A 17,587-nucleotide genomic window follows, 5' to 3' on the forward strand; every position below is an offset into this window, starting at 1 on the left:
ACATCATGACCCTCCACGCCACTGATCCCAACGCCGCATCCGCGCACACCACCGACGCCGTGCTGGACCCCGAGGAGACTATGTCCCGGGACGAGCTCGAGGCGCTCCAGCTCAGCCGCCTGCAGCACACCGTGGCCTACGCCTACGACCGCGTGCCGCTCTACAAGCGCAAGTTCGACGACGCCGGCATCCACCCGTCGGATCTCCGGGAACTGTCAGATTTGGGCAACTTCCCCTTCACCACCAAGGACGACCTGCGCAAGGAATACCCGTTCGGAATGTTCGCCGTGCCGCAGAGCGAAGTAGCCCGCGTGCACGCCAGCTCGGGCACCACGGGCCGGCCCACGGTGGTCGGCTACACCAAGAAGGACCTGGCCGACTGGGCCAAGCTCGTGGCCCGTTGCTTCCGCGCCTCCGGCGTCCGGCCCGGCATGAAGGTCCACAACGCCTACGGCTACGGCCTCTTCACCGGCGGCCTCGGCGCGCATGCCGGTGCCGAAGCGCTGGGCTGCACCGTGATTCCCATGTCCGGCGGCCAGACCGAGCGCCAGATTCAGCTGATCCAGGACTTCGAGCCGGACGTCATCCTTGCCACTCCCAGCTACCTGCTCACCATCGCCGACGCCATGGCGCACATGGGCGTCGACCCCACCTCCACGTCGCTGAAGTACGCAGTGCTCGGCGCCGAGCCGTGGACGCAGGAAATGCGCCACGAGCTTGAGGTCACCATGAACATCAAGGCCTGCGACATCTACGGCCTGTCCGAGGTGATGGGCCCGGGCGTTGCCGGCGAATGCGTGGAAACACAGGACGGCAGCCACATCTGGGAGGACCACTTCCGCCCGGAAATCATCGATCCGTTCAACCCCGCACCGGGCAAGGAAAATGTCCTGGCCGACGGCGAGCACGGCGAACTCGTGTTCACCTCGCTCACCAAGGAAGCCCTGCCGATCATCCGCTACCGCACCAAGGACCTCACGCGCCTGCTCCCCGGCACCGCCCGCCCGGCCCACCGGCGGATGGGCCGCATCACCGGCCGCAGCGACGACATGATCATCCTCCGCGGCGTAAACCTCTTCCCGTCCCAGATCGAGGAAATCGCCCTCCGCATCCCCGAACTCAGCCCGCACTTCCAGCTGGTGCTCACGCGGCCCGAGGGCCAGCGGATGGACCAACTGACGGTGAAGATCGAACGCCGGGAATCCGTCCCGGCAGAGGCAACCACGACGGCGGCCCGCACCCTGCGCGAGCAGATCAAGATCCATGTGGGTTCTTCGTGCACGGTGGATGTGGTGGAGCCCGGGTCGCTTGAGCGTTCCAGCGGCAAGCTGCGCCGGATCTACGACCTGCGCCCGAAGGGGTAGCCGGTGCCCTGCGCAGGCACGTCCGCGGCCGGTTTCCGCCAGCCACGGACGTGCCCGCGCGGCCTGACCGAACCAGGAAGCGCATGTTGACCGAACGTTCATGAGAAAATAGCCGGTATGCCCAGCACAGCAGCAAGTACAGCAGCCCCCACCAAGCGCGGCCGCCCCGGATACGACCAGCAATCGGTGCTGCTGATCGCCGTCGACGTCTTCAACCGCCACGGCTACGATGCCACCTCAATGGGTATCCTCGCCGAGAACCTGGGCATCTCAAAATCGGCCATCTACCACCACGTGCCGTCCAAGGGCGATCTCCTAAAGCTGGCCCTGGACCATGCACTGGGCGGTCTCGAGGCCATTCTTGACCAGCCGGGGGCCACGTCCGGGGCCGCCGACGCGCGGCTGGAGTTCGTGCTGCGCCAGACCATCGCCGTGCTGGTGGAGCGGCTGCCGTTCGTCACGCTGCTGCTGCGGCTCCGCGGAAATACGGACATCGAACGCGATGCAATGGAGCGCCGGCGGTCCTTCGACCACAAGGTGGCAGGGCTGATTTCCGCTGCCCGGGACGAGGGATCGCTCCGCCAGGACATTGACCCGCGCACCGTCACCCGGCTTCTGTTCGGCACCATCAACTCGATCGTGGAATGGTACAAGCCGGGCGGCTCGCTCTCACCGGAAAAGCTCGCAGACGACGTCATCACCATCGCGTTCGACGGCCTCCACGCGCAGCCCTGACCGTCCGGCCGCCGCTCCATTTGGCGCTGCGGGCCGGCCTGCTCAGGGCCTGCTCCGGGCCGCGACAGCTCTCGGAACATGTGGCCGTCGAAGGCCATCAATTAGGCGTTGACGCCGGCTCGCTGCCGCGCCCACGCTAAGTGCATGGCTACGAAAGTATCCGAACTCCTGCTCGGCGCATTCCCTGATCTCCGCTACGAACCCACCGCCAAAAGGGTCCGCGCCAGCCTCGACGGAAGTCCCGTCGTCGACACCCAGCGGGCGCGCCTGGTGTGGGAGCCGAAGCGGGTCACCCCGGTGTATGCCGTCCCGGAGGAGGACCTGCTGGCCAGGCTTCAGCCAGCGGTCCACGATGGGAGAGGCGACGGCCAGGGAACGGACGAGTTCCCCATTCGCATTAGACAGGACGCTCCGTCAGGGTTCGATCCGAGGACCGGCTTCCGGCGGCACACCACCCCGGGCGAAGAGCTGGACGTCGTGGCCGCGGCCTTCACCGCACCGCATGCCGCGTTCCGCCCGTCTGATCCGGACCTGGCGGGCTACGTGATCCTGGATTTCGGGGTGTTCGATTGGCTTGAGGATCACGAGGAAATCATCGGCCACCCCCGCGATCCTTTCCACCGCGTGGACGTCCGGAACACGCTGAAGCGCGTGGAGGTGACGCTCGACGGCGTGAAGCTCGCCGACACCGTGGGGGCGCAGCTGCTGTACGAAACACTACTTCCGGTCCGCTACTACATCCCGCCCGCTGACGTCCGGCTGGACCTGCTGGAAACCAGCCTGCACCGGACCGTCTGCCCCTACAAGGGTGAGGCGAAGTACTGGAGCTACCCGGAATCGGCCCGCGGCAAGAACATCGCGTGGGCCTACGACTCCCGGTATGTGGACGCCCGGCAGATCCACGGGTTGATCTGTTTCTTCAACGAGCGCGCGGACATCGCCGTGGACGGCGAACCGCAGGGGCACCCGGTCACGCCCTGGTCCTGATCCCCGCGGCCCCGGCATCAGATTCAACCGTGCCGCCAAAAGCGGAACCCTCTTTCACATCCCGCCGCCGTGGTCCTGACCCTCTTTCACATCCCGCCGCCGTGGTCCTGACCCTCTTTCACATCCCGCCGCCCAAAACCAAACCCTCCCTCACATTGGTGAGGAAGGGTTCGGTTGACGGCGCTGGAGATCAGAGCTGGTATTCAGCCTGCGTGCCGAGCCTCTCGTGGACGCACAGAATGTTGTTCTCGGTGTCCATGAACCACGCGCACTTCTCGGCGTCGGTTGTACAGATGTGGTTCTCCGTCTTGAGATCCGGGCGGTCATAGTCCTGGAACCGAACGCCCCTGGACTCCATGTCCTGGACGGTCCGCTCGATGTCGCTGACCTCGAAACTCAATGTGGTGTGCTCGGAGTGCCTGCCGTCCCTGACAGGCATCAGCTGCAGCATGGGGCCGCCTTCACTGCCGAACAATTCGCTTCCGTCGTCCGCCACGCCGCGATGAGGGAGCCCAAGTGTTTCCGCGTAGAAACGACGTGCGCGCTCTTTGTCATCCACGGGCAGGACGGTTGTGGCTGTATTTAGTACTAGGGTCATTTCGCCACCTCCTACGGAGCACATTTTACGCCCGGCAGCCCGCGAAGGATCAGGCCAAATTTGCTCCTCCTGCTCCCCTGCGCCTACTTTTCGACGAGGGTCAGGACGTCGTAGGTGGCCACGATCTCGTCGTTCTGGTTGGTCAGGACGGCATCCCAGGCCACCTCGCCGTACTCGTCCGTCTCGCGCGGCGTGATCTTCTTGGCCGTGAGCGTGACGCGGATGGAGTCACCTGCCGCCACGGGGGTGATGAAGCGCAGGTTCTCCAGCCCGTAATTGGCCAGGACGGGGCCCGGAGCCGGCTCCACGAACAGCCCCGCACCCCAGGCCAGCAGCAGGTAGCCGTGGGCCACGATGCCGGGGAAGAACGGGTTGGCTTCGGCGGCTTCCTGGTTGGTGTGGGCGTAAAAGGTGTCGCCGGTGGAGTTGGCGAACGCGGTGATGTCCTCCAGTGTGACCCGGCGCAGCTCGGAGCGGACGGCGTCGCCGATGTGCAGCGTCTCCAGTGACTTCCGGAACGGGTGGGTGCCCTCCGTGTCAACGGTGAAGTTGCGGTCGGCGCCGGCGTGCCAGACGCCCGTGACGGCGGTCAGCATGTTGGGCGAACCCTGGATCGCCGTGCGCTGCATGTGGTGCATCACCGAGCGGATGCCGCCCAGCTCTTCGCCGCCGCCGGCCCGTCCGGGTCCGCCGTGGACCAGGTGCGGCACCGGGGAGCCGTGGCCGGTGGAGCTGCGGGCGTCCTCACGGTTGAGCATCAGCACGCGGCCGTGGTGGGCCGCGATGCCGGTGACGAGTTCGCGGGCGACGTCCGGATCGTTGGTGCAGACCGAGGCGACCAGCGAGCCGCCGCCACGGGCGGCGAGCCGGACGGCGTCGGGAATGTCCTTGTACCCGATCACCGAGGACACCGGGCCGAACGCCTCCAGCGAGTGGACCTGCTCGGCCTCCGCGTCCGCCCAGCTGAGGACCACCGGGGACATGAAGGCGCCGCCGTCGACGACGCCTGTTGCGCCGTCCGCGCTGGTGACCGACGGCGAATCCAGGGTTCCGTACGCAAGCTCGCCGCCGGCGTCGAGCATGGACTGCACGGCGGCGCGGACGTCGGCGAGCTGCTCCAGCGAGGCGAGTGCGCCCATGGTGACGCCTTCGGCACGCGGATCGCCGAGCACTACGCGCTGCTCAACACGGGCCCCGATGGCGGAGATCACTGCGGGCACCAGGTCCTGTGGCACGATGGCGCGGCGGATCGAGGTGCATTTCTGGCCCGCCTTGACGGTCATCTCGGTGACGACCGACTTGATGAAGGCATCGAACTCGGGCGTGCCTTCGACGGCATCCGGGCCGAGGATGGCGGCGTTGAGTGAGTCGGTCTCGGACGTGAAGCGGACGCCGCCCTGGAGCACGTTGGGGTGCGACTTAAGCGACTGCGCGGTGGACGCCGAGCCCGTGAACGCCACGAGGTCGCGGTAATCCAGCACGTCCAGGAGACCGCGGACCGAGCCGGAGATGAGCTGCAGCGAACCCTTGGGCAGGATGTTGGACTCGATGATGGCCTTCACCACGGCCGCGGCGACGTAGCCGGTGGGCGTGGCGGGCTTGACGATGGTGGGGACTCCGGCGATGAACGCGGGCGCGAGCTTTTCCAGCATGCCCCAGACCGGGAAGTTGAAGGCGTTGATCTGCACGGCGACGCCCGGGATGCGGGTGTAGATGTGCTCGCCGGCGAACGAGCCGTCCTTGGACAGCACCTCCATGGGCCCGTCCACCACAACCTGCGAGTTGGGGAGCTCGCGCCGGCCCTTGGAGCCGAAGGTGAACAGCACGCCGATGCCGCCGTCGATGTCGATCATCGAGTCGATCTTGGTGGCGCCGGTCTGCGCGGAGAACGCGTAGAAGTGTTCGCGGCGGGCGTTCAGGTACTGCGCCAGCTCCTTGAGCTTGAGGGCGCGCTGGTGGAATGTGAGCTTGCCCAGTTCCGTCTGGCCGATGGTGCGGCCGTAATCCACGACGGCGGCCAGGTCCAGGCCGTCGCTGCTCACTTTCGCGAGGATCTCCCCGGTGCTCGCATCACGCACGGGTACGGCGGAAGCCGTCGAACCGGCGTCGGGCGTCCACCAGGAGTCCTGCACAAAGCTGGGCACGGTCTCAACAGTGTCCAGGGAGGGCTTGGGAGCGGTAGCGGTTGTGGTCATCGTTGACGGGTCCTTCCAACGCGGAACAAAGAAATCCGGGCGATCCGGCAAACCGGCCAGCGCATTACTGACCGTCCGTTCGGTAATATGTCTACAGTACATGAATGTGTCCTGCTGCACACTAGGAGCGGAGCACACCGGCCGGGCCACCTGCCGCGTTCCCACACTGTTCTGAGGAGACCCTATGACGCCCGAGTCCCGCGAAGCCGAGCTGAAAACCAAACAACCTGAGCTGTGGAAGATCACCCTGGGTGAACTCGACGAGAAGATGGGCGTGAAGATTCTCGAGGAATCCGTCGAGCGCGTCGTGGCCACCATGCCCGTGGAAGGGAACCGGCAGTCCTTCGGCCTGCTGCACGGCGGCGCCTCCCTGGCCGTGGGCGAGGCCGTGGGGTCATGGGCGGCGGTGATCCATGCGAGCACGCTGGGCAAGACGGCCGTAGGCGTTGACGTCTCGGCCACGCACCACCGGTCCGCGCGCAGCGGCCTCATCACCATCACGGCAACCCCCATCCACCTGGGCGGGACGCTCACCACCCACGAGGTGCTGATCACCAACGACGCCGGCCAGCGGCTGTGTACGCTGCGGATCACCAACCTGCTGCTGGGCCGGAAGGACTGAACCGCCACGGTTCTTTGGTTCGCGGCATAGCTGATTCGCGGGTTTCCGTGCTTCGAGCGGTTCCGCGACTCACCCGGTTAGGCTGAACGCGTGACTGAGTTTGGCGACCTGGCACCGACCCTGTCCGCGGTTGGCCTCCTGATGGCCGTGTCGGCCGCCGTCCTCATGGGTTCCCGGGTGCCGCATCCCGCCGCACCCGCGTTGGCGATCCTCCGCGGAGCGGCGCAGCTCGCCGCTGTCAGCCTGATCCTGGGAGCAGTAATCGCCAGCGCAGGCTGGGTGGCGGTGGCGCTGGCGGTCATGTTCGCGGTGGCCGCCATGACCGCCGCCCGCCGCCTGGGCTGGGGCTGGTGGCATCTGGCGATGGTTGCCGGTTCAATGGCTGCAGGCGTCGCGGTTTCCCTGGTCATCGTTTTCGCCACAGGTGCAATCGACTTCACGCCGCGCTATGCCCTAGCGTTGGGCGGCATCGTGATCGGAAATTCCATGGCCATCGCGGCGCTGGCCGGGCGCAGGTTCAACGAGGCAGTTACCGAGCGGTGGGACGAAGTGGAAGGATGGCTGGCCCTGGGCGCCTCTCCCCGGCTAGCCACCCGCGACATGGCCCGCCGCGCCGTTTACTCGGCACTCATACCGTCGATTGACCAGACCAAAACCACGGGGCTGGTCACGCTGCCTGGGGCGTTCGTCGGTGCCATCTTCGGTGGCCTCTCGCCGCTCGAAGCGGGGCGTTTCCAGATCGTGGTGCTGGCCTCCATCATGGCCGCCGGCTCAGTGACCGCCATGCTGCTCATCCGCCTGCTTGCTCCGGTCCGCGTGAGGCCTGCACGGCTGTTGTGAGGCCACGCTCCCCCGCCCGTTCGAGGACCGACTCCGGCGAAAACACCCCCGGCGCGGGTTTTTGTGAGGCTCCTCGGACCGTTGACTTTTGCCCCGGACTCTCTATACGCTGGCTCATCCGGATGGATGCCAGGCGGTGGCCTGCCCTGCATTCGGCCGCGTCTTCAACTACAGCCGCCGCGCGGATCACGATCCGGACGGAGGCCACTCCCGGACGGCGGCCAGCGACGGTGCTGCGCCGAAGTCCGCATTGTCCGCGTCATCGCAGGTGATCATGAGCACGAATTCCACAACGGCCACAGTGTTGGCGGTTGTCCTCTTTGTGGGTGTCCTACTGGCAGGCGTGTCTACGCTGGCGTCGTCGACCGGCGGAACCCACTATTACCTCAGCGCGGAGGGCAGTGACAGCAACTCCGGGGCGTCCGCCGGGGCGCCGTGGCAATCGCTGGCGAAGATTACTGAAACCACCCTGAGACCGGGTGACTCCGTGAGTTTCCGCAGGGGTGACAAGTGGACCGGCAGCGTGGTGCTGGACCACAGCGGGACGGCTGCGACAGCAATCACGCTCAACAGCTACGGAACCGGAAAATTGCCGACCGTCTCCGGGGGCGAGGGCGAGGGCGGGGACTGCTTCCGGCTCAACGGCAACTTCATCGTGGTGGACGGATTGCGCGCCACTGCCTGCGGCTACTCGGGCTTCCGCATTTTCGGCGACAACAACACTGTCAGGAACTCCGAGGCCTCCGGCAACACCGCCGGCATCAATGTGGGTGACGGTTCCGATTTCGGCATTTACGCCAGCAACATCCTGACCGGCAACAATGTCATGAATGTGAAGACTCGGGGTTCGAAGTGCGGTACGCCCCAGGCTGCGGACTGCAGCGACGATTCCGGCGCATTCGGCGCGCTTATCAACGGCAGCGACAATGAGTTCTCCGGCAACACGGTCACCGGTTCCACCGCCTTTTCATATGACTTCGGCCGCGACGGCTCCGCCTTCGAAATTTACAACGGCAGCCGAAACAGGATCCACCACAATACTGCGATCGACAACAACGGGTTCTCCGAGATTGGCCGCTCGGACGGAACCGCGGACGGCAATACATTCCGTTATAACCTGGTGCGCGCATCGTGCGGCGCGAAGTGCGACGAGGCGACTGGCCTGATTATTCGCGGACCGGATTCGGAGTTCGGTCCGACCAACAACACGGTCTTTGAATTCAACACGGTCTGGCTGGACGGCGTCCAATCCCGGGGAGTGGTCTGTCACGCAAAGTGCCCTGCGTCGACCGTGATCAGGGGCAACATCCTGGTCGCTGTGACCTACGCCCTGTGGGCGGACGGCTCCGGCTGGACCGAGCGGGCCAACGTGATCAACGGGCCAAGCAACGTCACCCTACACCCAACCTCCAGCACCGCTCCCGCGCGGTTCGTGAAGGCCCCCACGAACCTTCGTTTGACCCGTGGCAGCCCGGCCATCGACCGCGTGGGAAGCAGCCCGTTCGGGGAGGACCTGGACCGGCTGCCGCTGCCGCAGGACGGGCATTGTGCCGGTACCGGCAAGGCCGACGCCGGCGCCTTCGAATACGATTCGCCGAACTGTTAGCCCCGTTCCCCCGCCGGGGAACGGGCCGGGTGCTGCGCCACTCCGATGAGACCGTCGCCGTCGGCTGAGCAGCGGCTACAAACTCCTAGCGCCTGCCGCAGCGCCTGAGTGCCACCAGAAGCACGCCGCCGAGCACCAACGCGGCACCGGCGAGCCCGCCGGCGACGAGCAGGCCGGATGCGCCCGTGTTTGCCAGCCCTGCCGAGACAGCGCCGTCCGCGATTGCGGCGCCATCCCCGGTCGCGGCATGGGTGAGCCTGTCAGGCAATGCCGCCACAACTGACGGCTCCGGCGCCGGAGTGAGGACGGCGGGCAGGTTGCCGTGCGCCGCCGCCGGCTGGGACGGGGCAGCAGGCTGGACCGCACCGGGCGGCTGCGACGGCGTGCCCGGCTCCGGCGCGGCAGGACTGGGATCCGTATTGAAGGTACTGAGGCCCGACCGGCTGAAGCCGTTGATGGCCTGCGCCGTGAACTGCGTGGCTGACTCCGGCGCGGTGAAGGACCAGTTGCCGTCCGCGTCCGGGGCCACGTCCACCGGTTCACGGCCCGGCAGGGTGATCCGGACTTGGGTACCGGCAGGCACGTCGGTGGCCGGAGCCGCGGCGAGCCTGCCCGCGATGCGCTGGCCCGCCACGATGGGTCCGACGGGCAGTGGCCCCGCGAGCAGGGGTTTGTTCAAGAACAGCCTGAGCTGAACGCCCGGGAGGACCGCGAGCGACTGCTCCAGCGTGGCCGCAACGGCGAAGTTGTCTGTGGACGACCTCGCATTCCCGGCCGAGTGCGTCCCGACGGCGTAGTTTCCGCTGATCCAAGGGCCGCCGGAATCGCCGCCGCTGGATTGCACGGACGTGGAAAGGAACCCGCGGAAAGACCGGAGGTCATCGGGATCGCCGGAGCTTCCGCCCACGACGTAGATGCCCACCTCGTCCACGGTGCCGCAGGACCAGCCGTCGGTCCGCCCCGAGCGGCAGACGGCCTGGCCTTCAAGCGGTGCCGCTGTGCCCACGATCGGGACAGAAGCGGCGCCGAGGTCTGCGGGATCCTCCCACCTGGTGGCGGCAGGGATCAGGTCCAGTCCGGCGCGGATGGACGCAATGACCGCGATGTCGGTACCCGGCGCCCCGGGGTTGGCAGGATCCGTGATCCGTGAGTTGCCGGGCCCGCCGAACTGGCTGAAACCGAACGTCCCAAGCTCTCCGGTAACCGCGCTCTCCGACAGGTATCCGCCAGCCGGTTCGCCCGCGGGCAGGGTCACCTCGGCCAGCCTTGCCGCGCCATCGTCCGCGCAGTGGCCCGCCGTGAGCACGAGGGGCTTGCCGTCCGGGCTGAAGCCGCTGAATCCCGCGGAACAGACTATTCCGCCGTCAATCCGGTACCCCTGGCCGCCGAGGAAGTCCTCCTCGCTGGCGATGGGACCGCCCTTTTCCAGCACCACATTGGCGTACCGGGCCACGAACTCCGAAGGAGACATGGGGGGCTCGCCGGACTCATCTGCAGGGGCGGTATCAGTCCCGTTGGTGGTCCCGGTTTCGGTCGCATTCACGCCGCCGGTGCGGATGACGAATTTGCCGTCCGCGGAGGCCACAGCTTGAAGACCCGCTGCCCCTACATCCCGCACGTAGGCCTGATAGAGCTGCTCCGCGCTGGTGGCCCGAAGCGAGCCGGCCTCGTCAGTCGCCTGCGGCGAAGAACTCTGCCCAGGAGCGTCCTGCGCTGGTTCCCCCGGAGCGGAAGCTGGTTCGGCAGGCGGAGCCGTCGACGCCTGCGCCGAAACGTCCTGCGCCGAAGGACTCTGCCCAGAAACGTCCTGCGCCGCCGGGGTCTCTGCGGGTGATGCCTCCGTCGAATCCGCCGGCGGCACTGATTCCCGTGCCCCTGATTCAAGATCCGTGCCTGGCGGGACGAGCACAAATTCGCCCGGGCCGGCGGGGGCGGCCGCGTCGAGGGCCCCCATCGCCTTCTCAAGTTCGGGCCCGGCGCCTTCGACGAGGATCGTGCCGTCTTGGAGGCGCACCGCCACGAATCCCGGCAGCTCGCGGAGAGCGGCCGCGGCGTCGGCTGCACGCTTGCCTTGGGCGCCTGCGGCGTTGAACTCCGCCAGAGTCATTCCCAGATCCCGCTCGACCGCCTCCGCGAGCCCTTCATCGGCTACATTTCCCCCCGTGATCCCACCGGCCGGATCGGCCCGGTCAGCGGCCCCCGTAGGCTCTGAGTCCCCGGATGCCGGGGACGAAGCGGACGGCGAGGCGGAACCTCCGCTGGCTGCCGGCGTCGTGCTTCCCGGCGCAGCGGAAGCCGGCACGGAAGCGAAAACGGCTCCGAGCGCCACCGCCGCGGCCGCCCCCAGGGCAAGCGTGCGCCGGGCTGCGGCCGAGTATGCGGAAGAAGTCACAGGGCAACCCTAGCGCCGAGGGCAGACAAAACCGCTCCGAGCTCCCGCTCGGAGACGCCATGCCGCAACAGATACTCCCGCGTGTTGAGCCCCCGAACGAAATCCAAGACGACCGCCCCACGGCGTTTGAGGAGCCGCGCTAACGCGTCCTCGTCGAGGAAGCGCTCGTGCGGGTGCGGCGGCCAGAGGGTTCGGTGGCGTTCGTTGATGCCGCGCATGCCGGCCTGGTAGCCTGCCACGATGTCGTGATCGCTGGCACCGGCCAGGTCCTGCAGCATGGCCGCGACCATGCCGCTGCGGTCCCGTCCGGCCGAACAGTGGATCACCACGCCGCCGGACGCCGCTGCCACGGCCTTGAACACAGCGGCCAATTTGTCCGGGAACATGCGGGCATTGGCGGCGTAGTGGGCTGGATCGTTCAGGTACGGATCGCACAGAGCCTTGAACTCGGGGTTGTCCGGGTCCTCGGTGGGGGTGAACACGACGTCGAACGCAGCGAGTGCCTCGCCCACGTCCGGATCGGTGGGGCGAGGCTGCCGTTCAGCGGCATTGCGGAGGTCGATGATGGTGCGGACGCCGTCGTCGTAGGCCTCGTTCCAGCCGGCCTCGGTGACCCATTCGCGCCGCCCCATCCGGTAAACGGAGCCTGCGACGCGCCAGGCGTTCACCGCCCCGTCCCAGCCCACAGGTGCCTGTTCCGTCGCGTTCACGGTGCCAGCTAACCACACCTTGCGCCGCTGCGGCACGGAGCGGGTCCAAGTAATACAAGTACAAGCCATCCAAAAAGCGAGTACCGGCTGGACGGTTCAGGACCTTCCGCCCGGCGTACCCTTGGGCAATGAGCGCCGCACCGCGCCGTCAGATTCCGTGCCTGCCTCAGGGTGGGCACTCGTCATCGCTTGCCGATCTCCCGCAGCATTCCCTGCGCCTGTGTGCCATGGTTTTCCCTGAATGAGGGGGTTTCATTGTGTTAACCAAAATTCCGCTTCGGCGTCGTACCGCCCGATTTACCGGTGTCCTCGCCGCGCTGGCGCTCACGGCAGGCTTTGCCGCTCCGGCCGCTGCTGAACCGGAGCCGATCTATATCGGGCTGGGCGACTCCTACGCCGCCGGAACCGGCGGCGGGGAATACCTGCCCAACTCGTTCCCCGCTCCCACCGACTGCCGCCAGACGGTCTCGGCCTACTCCACCCAGCTGCGCGGCGCCAACTGGGGCTGCTTTGGCTACACCACAGAGGGCGTCTCCGCCGTGGTAACCGGCGCCTCTCTCGATCCGGCTACCGCACCAGTCCTGGCGAATGCGTCCGTCATCACCGTGACCGTGGGCGGCAACGACATCGACACCGGAGCGGTGGCAGCCAACTGCGTCCCGTCCACAGCCACCGCCGGGTGCAAGGCCGCGCTGTTCAACTCGCTGGCGGTGAAGCTGCCCAAGCTGCCCGCGAAGATCAAGGCCATGGTTGCCCTGATCAAGCAGAAGGCTCCCCGCGCCAAGGTAGTGCTCACCGGCTACCCCCGGCTGTTCACGGTCAGCAATTTCATGACGGCTGATCAGAAGGCCGCGGCCAAGACCATGAACTCCGCAGCCGACCTGCTGAATGCCACCATTGCCTTCTCGGCACTGGCTACCCGGACGAAGTACGTCAGTGTCACCAACCAGTTCACCAACCACGGGGTGGGCTCTGCCGATCCCTGGATTGTGGGGCTTCAGCCGGCATGTCAGCTCACGGTCACCTGCGCGCCGGGAACCCGGCCGCTGGACACGTTCCACCCAACCGCAACCGGGTACACCTCCGGTTACAGGGCGGCCGTAGCTGCGGCGTTGGCGCCCTAGCGCTGGCTTTGCTGCCGGGGTTAGCGAGGTTCCTGCCGAACTGGCGCGGATTTCATTTCTGCCGAGCGTGGACCTGGCCCGGTTTTTGCGCCTTCGGGGGTGAAAACCGGGCCCAGTCCGGCCGGACGTGCCAAAAGTCGGGGCCAACAACCGGGGAGCTACCGCTGCCTGGCAAGCCTGAATTCAAGGCCGTTACGGACCATGGGCCACTCGTGTTCGAGGATCGAGAACACCACGGTGTCCCTCAGCACGCCGTCCGCTGTCCGGGAATGGCTGCGGAGCACGCCGTCCTGTTTGGCGCCCAGCCGAGCAATCGCCTCGCGGGACTGGTGGTTCAGCCAGTGGGTGCGGAATTCGACGGCGGGGCATCCCAGGGTTTCAAAGGCATGACGCAGGAGCAGCAGCTTGGAATCCGGGTTGCTGCCGCTGCCGTGCGCTGACGCCGCATTCCATGTTGAGCCGATCTCAAGACGGGGCGTGACGGGGTCGATGTTCATGTAGGTTGTCATGCCGATCACCCGCCCCGGGCCGCCAGCGGCCGGGTCCGCCAGCCGCGTGGTGAACGGCAGCATGGAACCCTGCTCCTGGAGCGCCAGCCGGCGGTCAATCTCGGCGGCCATCTGATGGGGTGCGGGCACGGACGTGTACCAGAGCTTCCAGAGATCGCCGTCCCGGGCTGCGTCCACAAGGCCATCATGGTGGCTGTGGTCCAGCGGCTCGAGGGTGACGTAGGTGCCGGTCAGGGTGATTGGTTGGATCGCGTTCACCCGCACCATCCTCGCACTCGCCGGGCGGCATCGCATGAGCCGCGCAGCAGCACCTTCCAGGACGGCGGCACCGTCAAGGACGCCCCGGCAACCTGTGCCCGGCTAGCTCCAGCGCGCCCAGTAATCGTCCGCGGCCTCGAGGAACCGCCGCCGGCCCGTCCGTTCGCCGATGATGGGGAAACCCTCGGGACCGGGCAGCGGCGCGTTGCCAGGCAGCGACACGATCACGGCGACCGCCACCCACAGCGGAGGAGCCACGACCCGCCCGAGCACGAGCACAAGTCCATACTTCACGCCCGGAAGCCGGTTCTTCCAGGTCAGGAAGCGGAACCCGACACGGCAGAGCCCGGCGTCCGTCCCTTCGCGTGCATCAGCCAGAAAGCCAGCAGAAGCACCATCCACGACGTCGCTGCGAGGAGCACGGCACCCTGCCCATACCGTTCTGCCCCCAGCGTCGCGGCGAGCACGGGCCCAGCCCAGAAAACCACTGCATCGATCAGGCCGGCGAACAGATGCGAGGGGCCAGGACACGGGACTGCTCTCTGACGCCGACATCCCCTGAGTCTAAGTGCGCTGAGCCTTCCGTAACGGCACCCTGCTCACGGCCCGCCGGCCCCAGCTACCGAGCCCGACCCTGTCAGTCCGCCCAGTCGAAGAAGCCCTTGCCAGTCTTCCGGCCCAATTCACCGCGGGCCACTTTGTCCTTCAGGATCTGCGGCGGCGCAAAGCGCTCGCCCAGGGTCGAGTGCAGGTATTCCGCGATGCCGAGCCGCACATCCAGACCCACGATGTCGGTGGTCTTGAGCGGACCGGTGGGGTGCTTGTAGCCGAGCACCATGGCGGCGTCGATGTCCTCCGCGGAGGCCACTCCCTCCTCCACCATGCGCATGGCCTCCAGGGCAATCGCCACGCCCAGCCGTGAGGAAGCAAACCCCGGAGCGTCATTGACGACGACGGCGGTCTTGCCCAGCGCTTCCGTCCAGCCTTTCGCCGCGGTGGCCAGGGCGGGAGACGTCTCCTTGGCCAGCACGACTTCGATCAGCGTCGACGCAGGCACCGGATTGAAGAAGTGCAGCCCCACGAAGTCCGCGGGCCGCTGCAGCTGGGCCGCGAGGTCCGTCACCGACAGCGACGACGTGTTGGAGGCCAGGAACGCTCCCGGAGCCAACTGCTCCTCCACAGCCTTCAGCGCGCTCACCTTCAGCTCAAAGTCCTCCGGGACGGCCTCCACCACCAGGTCGCAGCCGGCAAATGACCCGTAGTCAGTGGACGTGCTGAACCGGGATAGGACGTCCTCGGCGGACCCGTCAAGCACCCCGCGGACTGCGGACTTCGCAACAGCGTCGGCCACGCGCGTGCGGGCACCGGCGGCAGCGTCGTCGTCGCGCTCCACCACCACAACTTTGGCGCCCTTGATGAGGAAAGCGTGGGCGATTCCCGCGCCCATTCGGCCACCGCCGAGAACTCCGACGTGCTGGGGAATGGCGGTCATGGCTTGGTCCTGTCTGTGCTGTCTTTGTCTGAGTTTTTGCCGGCTGCCTCTTTACCGGTCGCCTTCTTGTCGAGGAACGCCTGCATGCGGTCGAACTTGGCCTGCGATTCGAAGAGGATGCCCTGCGCCAGCTGGTCGATCAGCGGGTGGGCTTCCGCCGGGGCGTGGAACACGGACTTGGTGATCCGCACTGCCAGCGGATCCTGCCGTGCCACGCGGTCCGCGAGCTGGTGCGCTCCATCCATGAGCACCGGAGCCTCGTGGATTTCGCTGATCAGGTTGACCCTGAGCGCCTCTTCCGCACGCAGGACGCGGCCCGCCAGGAGGATCTCCTTGGCAACGGGCTCCCCCACCAGCTCCTTCAGCCGCCAGCTGGCACCAGCTGCGGCAAGGATTCCCAGGCCCGTTTCGGGGTTGCCGATCCGCACGCTCGGCGTGCCGATCCGGAAGTCCGCCGCATAGGCCAGCTCGGCACCGCCGCCCAGGCAGTAGCCGTCCAGCGCCGCGATCACGGGCATGGGCAGCTTGGCGATCCGGACAAAGATGGTGGAATTGATGCCCTGCAGGGCGTCGTCCCGGCGGCGTTCGCGCAGCTGCGCGATGTCCGCGCCGGAGGCAAACACGCCCTCGACGCCGGCGATGATCAGGACCTTCGGATCCTGCTCCAGCGCGGCACACACAGCATGGAGCTCGTCCACCATCTGCTGGTCGATGGCGTTACGGACTTCGGGGCGGTTCAGCAGCACCACCACGCGGTCCTCGCGCTCGTCGACCAGGAGGGTGGTGAAATCCAGTGTGCTCAAGTGTCCGTTCGCGCCGTCCGGACCCGCCATCAGACGCGCTCCAGCAGCATCGCGGTGCCCTGGCCCACGCCGATGCACATAGTGGCCAGGCCGATCCGCGCATCCTCGCGTTCCATCCGGCCCAGCAGGGTGATGGCGATCCTCGATCCGCTGGAACCCAGCGGATGCCCTAAAGCGATGGCGCCGCCGTCGTTGTTCACGATCTCCGGGTCCAGGCCGAGCCGCCGCATGGTGGCCAGCGATTGCGTGGCAAAAGCTTCATTAAGTTCGACGGCGCCAAGGTCGCCGACGCTGAGCCCGCTCCGCTTGAGCACCTTCTGGGTGGCCGGGACCGGGCCGATGCCCATGATTTCCGGCTCGCAGCCGGCGGAGGCACCGTCAATGATGCGGGCCCGCGGCGTGAGGCCGAGCCTTTGGATGGCCGCTTCGGAGGCAACGATGATGGCCGAGGCGCCGTCGTTGAGCGTGGAGGAGTTGCCTGCCGTGACGACGGAGCCGCCGGGAACCACCGGCCGGAGACCTGCGAGCACGTCCATGGTGGTGCCGGCGCGGGGGCCCTCGTCCGTGTCCACCACGGTTTCCGACTTCCGGGTCTTGACCGTCACCGGGACGATCTCGTCCTTGAAGCGGCCCGCCGCGATGGCTGCAAGGGACTTTTCGTGCGAGCCGACGGCGAAGGCGTCAGCGTCCTCGCGGGAGATGCCGTCCACCCGGCCCACTTCTTCCGCGGTTTCCGGCATGGAGAACGTCATCTTGCCGTCCCGCGACAGTTCGCCCTTCTTGAACAGCGGATTCACGAAGCGCCAGCCGATGGAGGTGTCGAAAATTTCCCCCGGCTTCGCAAAGGCCGCCTGCGGCTTTTCCTGCACCCACGGCGCGCGGCTCATGGATTCAACGCCGCCGGCCACCACGATGTCCGCGGCGCCGGACTTGATCATCTGGCTGGCCATGATGATGGCGCTCAGCCCGGAGGAGCACAGCCGGTTCACGGTGATGCCCGGGATGTGCAGGGGAAGCCCGGCCAGGATGGTGGCCATCCGCGCAACGTTGCGGTTTTCCTCGCCGGCGCCGTTGGCGTTGCCGAGGATCACTTCGTCGATCGCGTCCGGATCGACCCCCGCCCGCGCCACGGCCTCGCGGACCACCAGCGCGGCCAAGTCATCCGGCCGGACCGCCGAGAGCGCACCGCCGTATCGCCCTACCGGGGTGCGGGCACCGCCAACCAGAAAAGCCTCGACCATGAGAACATCCTTTTCGCAGGGAGCTGGGCCGGAACACGAATAAATTACCGACCGTTCGTTCTATAAAGATTACACGGCAAGCCCGGACGGTCAACCAGCGCCCTCCAACGA

Annotated in this window: 16 protein-coding genes; 7 read left to right on the plus strand and 9 right to left on the minus strand. The window is 67.0% G+C overall.

Going from position 1 to position 17,587, the window contains the following annotated elements; translation table 11 throughout:
* The first annotated feature begins 5 nt into the window (after positions 1-5).
* From paaK to CXQ90_RS07955, 3 genes are all read left to right on the plus strand, one after another.
* A complete protein-coding gene (gene paaK / locus CXQ90_RS07945) occupies positions 6-1,364 on the plus strand; it encodes a phenylacetate--CoA ligase PaaK (RefSeq protein WP_104138242.1) in 1,359 nt (452 codons plus the stop codon).
* Between the two features lie 117 nt (positions 1,365-1,481).
* Positions 1,482-2,099, plus strand: a complete 618-nt coding sequence (locus tag CXQ90_RS07950; RefSeq protein WP_104138243.1) for a TetR/AcrR family transcriptional regulator — start codon at positions 1,482-1,484, stop codon at positions 2,097-2,099.
* Between the two features lie 144 nt (positions 2,100-2,243).
* A complete protein-coding gene (locus CXQ90_RS07955; protein WP_104138245.1) occupies positions 2,244-3,086 on the plus strand; it encodes a DUF427 domain-containing protein in 843 nt (280 codons plus the stop codon).
* 190 nt (positions 3,087-3,276) lie between these two features.
* Here the strand turns inward: CXQ90_RS07955 and CXQ90_RS07960 are convergent, their stop codons facing one another.
* Together CXQ90_RS07960 and paaZ are read right to left on the minus strand one after the other, a co-directional pair.
* Entirely contained in the window at positions 3,277-3,684 is a 408-nt protein-coding gene (locus tag CXQ90_RS07960; protein WP_078027559.1) for a VOC family protein, read from the minus strand.
* A gap of 83 nt (positions 3,685-3,767) precedes the next feature.
* Positions 3,768-5,879, minus strand: a complete 2,112-nt coding sequence (paaZ, locus tag CXQ90_RS07965; protein WP_104138246.1) for a phenylacetic acid degradation bifunctional protein PaaZ — start codon at positions 5,877-5,879, stop codon at positions 3,768-3,770.
* A gap of 184 nt (positions 5,880-6,063) precedes the next feature.
* On the opposite strand from paaZ, the gene CXQ90_RS07970 reads away from it, so the two are divergent.
* From CXQ90_RS07970 to CXQ90_RS07980, 3 genes are all read left to right on the plus strand, one after another.
* Entirely contained in the window at positions 6,064-6,501 is a 438-nt protein-coding gene (locus CXQ90_RS07970) for a PaaI family thioesterase (RefSeq protein WP_104138248.1), read from the plus strand.
* A gap of 90 nt (positions 6,502-6,591) precedes the next feature.
* Positions 6,592-7,341, plus strand: coding sequence for an ABC transporter permease (locus CXQ90_RS07975; RefSeq protein WP_104138250.1), 750 nt, complete (start codon positions 6,592-6,594; stop codon positions 7,339-7,341).
* Between the two features lie 274 nt (positions 7,342-7,615).
* Positions 7,616-8,947 (plus strand): hypothetical protein, encoded by a 1,332-nt coding sequence (locus CXQ90_RS07980; RefSeq protein WP_104138357.1) that lies wholly within the window; start codon positions 7,616-7,618, stop codon positions 8,945-8,947.
* An 85-nt stretch (positions 8,948-9,032) separates the two neighbouring features.
* Here CXQ90_RS07980 and CXQ90_RS07985 read toward each other — a convergent pair whose 3' ends face one another.
* Positions 9,033-11,339 (minus strand): S1 family peptidase, encoded by a 2,307-nt coding sequence (locus CXQ90_RS07985; protein WP_104138251.1) that lies wholly within the window; start codon positions 11,337-11,339, stop codon positions 9,033-9,035.
* Positions 11,336-12,049: a tyrosine-protein phosphatase gene (locus tag CXQ90_RS07990; protein ID WP_258064412.1), complete on the minus strand. Its 714-nt coding sequence runs from the start codon at positions 12,047-12,049 to the stop codon at positions 11,336-11,338. The genes CXQ90_RS07985 and CXQ90_RS07990 overlap by 4 nt, the downstream gene beginning before the upstream one ends.
* Positions 12,050-12,306: 257 nt before the next feature.
* Here CXQ90_RS07990 and CXQ90_RS07995 point away from each other — a divergent pair, with 257 nt between their 5' ends.
* Positions 12,307-13,173: a GDSL-type esterase/lipase family protein gene (locus CXQ90_RS07995; RefSeq protein WP_181038483.1), complete on the plus strand. Its 867-nt coding sequence runs from the start codon at positions 12,307-12,309 to the stop codon at positions 13,171-13,173.
* Positions 13,174-13,331: 158 nt separating this feature from the next.
* On the opposite strand, the gene CXQ90_RS08000 is transcribed toward CXQ90_RS07995, so the two are convergent.
* The 5 genes from CXQ90_RS08000 to CXQ90_RS08020 all read right to left on the minus strand — a co-directional run bounded on the left by CXQ90_RS08000 (position 13,332) and on the right by CXQ90_RS08020 (position 17,476).
* The gene (locus tag CXQ90_RS08000; RefSeq protein ID WP_104138256.1) at positions 13,332-13,940 is read right to left on the minus strand and encodes a GNAT family N-acetyltransferase; all 609 of its coding nucleotides are present in this window, start codon (positions 13,938-13,940) and stop codon (positions 13,332-13,334) included.
* Between the two features lie 102 nt (positions 13,941-14,042).
* Positions 14,043-14,234 (minus strand): hypothetical protein, encoded by a 192-nt coding sequence (locus CXQ90_RS22075; RefSeq protein WP_146068860.1) that lies wholly within the window; start codon positions 14,232-14,234, stop codon positions 14,043-14,045.
* A 343-nt stretch (positions 14,235-14,577) separates the two neighbouring features.
* On the minus strand, positions 14,578-15,432 hold the full coding sequence (locus tag CXQ90_RS08010) for a 3-hydroxyacyl-CoA dehydrogenase family protein (protein WP_104138259.1): 855 nt from the start codon (positions 15,430-15,432) through the stop codon (positions 14,578-14,580).
* Positions 15,429-16,265 carry an enoyl-CoA hydratase/isomerase family protein gene (locus CXQ90_RS08015; protein ID WP_104138261.1) on the minus strand — a complete coding sequence of 279 codons (837 nt, stop codon included), beginning with the start codon at positions 16,263-16,265 and terminating at the stop codon, positions 15,429-15,431. Before CXQ90_RS08015 ends, CXQ90_RS08010 begins: the two co-directional genes overlap by 4 nt.
* A complete protein-coding gene (locus CXQ90_RS08020; RefSeq protein WP_104138262.1) occupies positions 16,265-17,476 on the minus strand; it encodes an acetyl-CoA C-acyltransferase in 1,212 nt (403 codons plus the stop codon). The genes CXQ90_RS08015 and CXQ90_RS08020 overlap by 1 nt, the downstream gene beginning before the upstream one ends.
* Positions 17,477-17,587: the final 111 nt, after the last annotated feature.

Origin of the sequence: Arthrobacter sp. ZGTC131 (assembly GCF_002929275.1) — a bacterium.
Classification (GTDB): Bacteria; Actinomycetota; Actinomycetes; order Actinomycetales; family Micrococcaceae; genus Arthrobacter.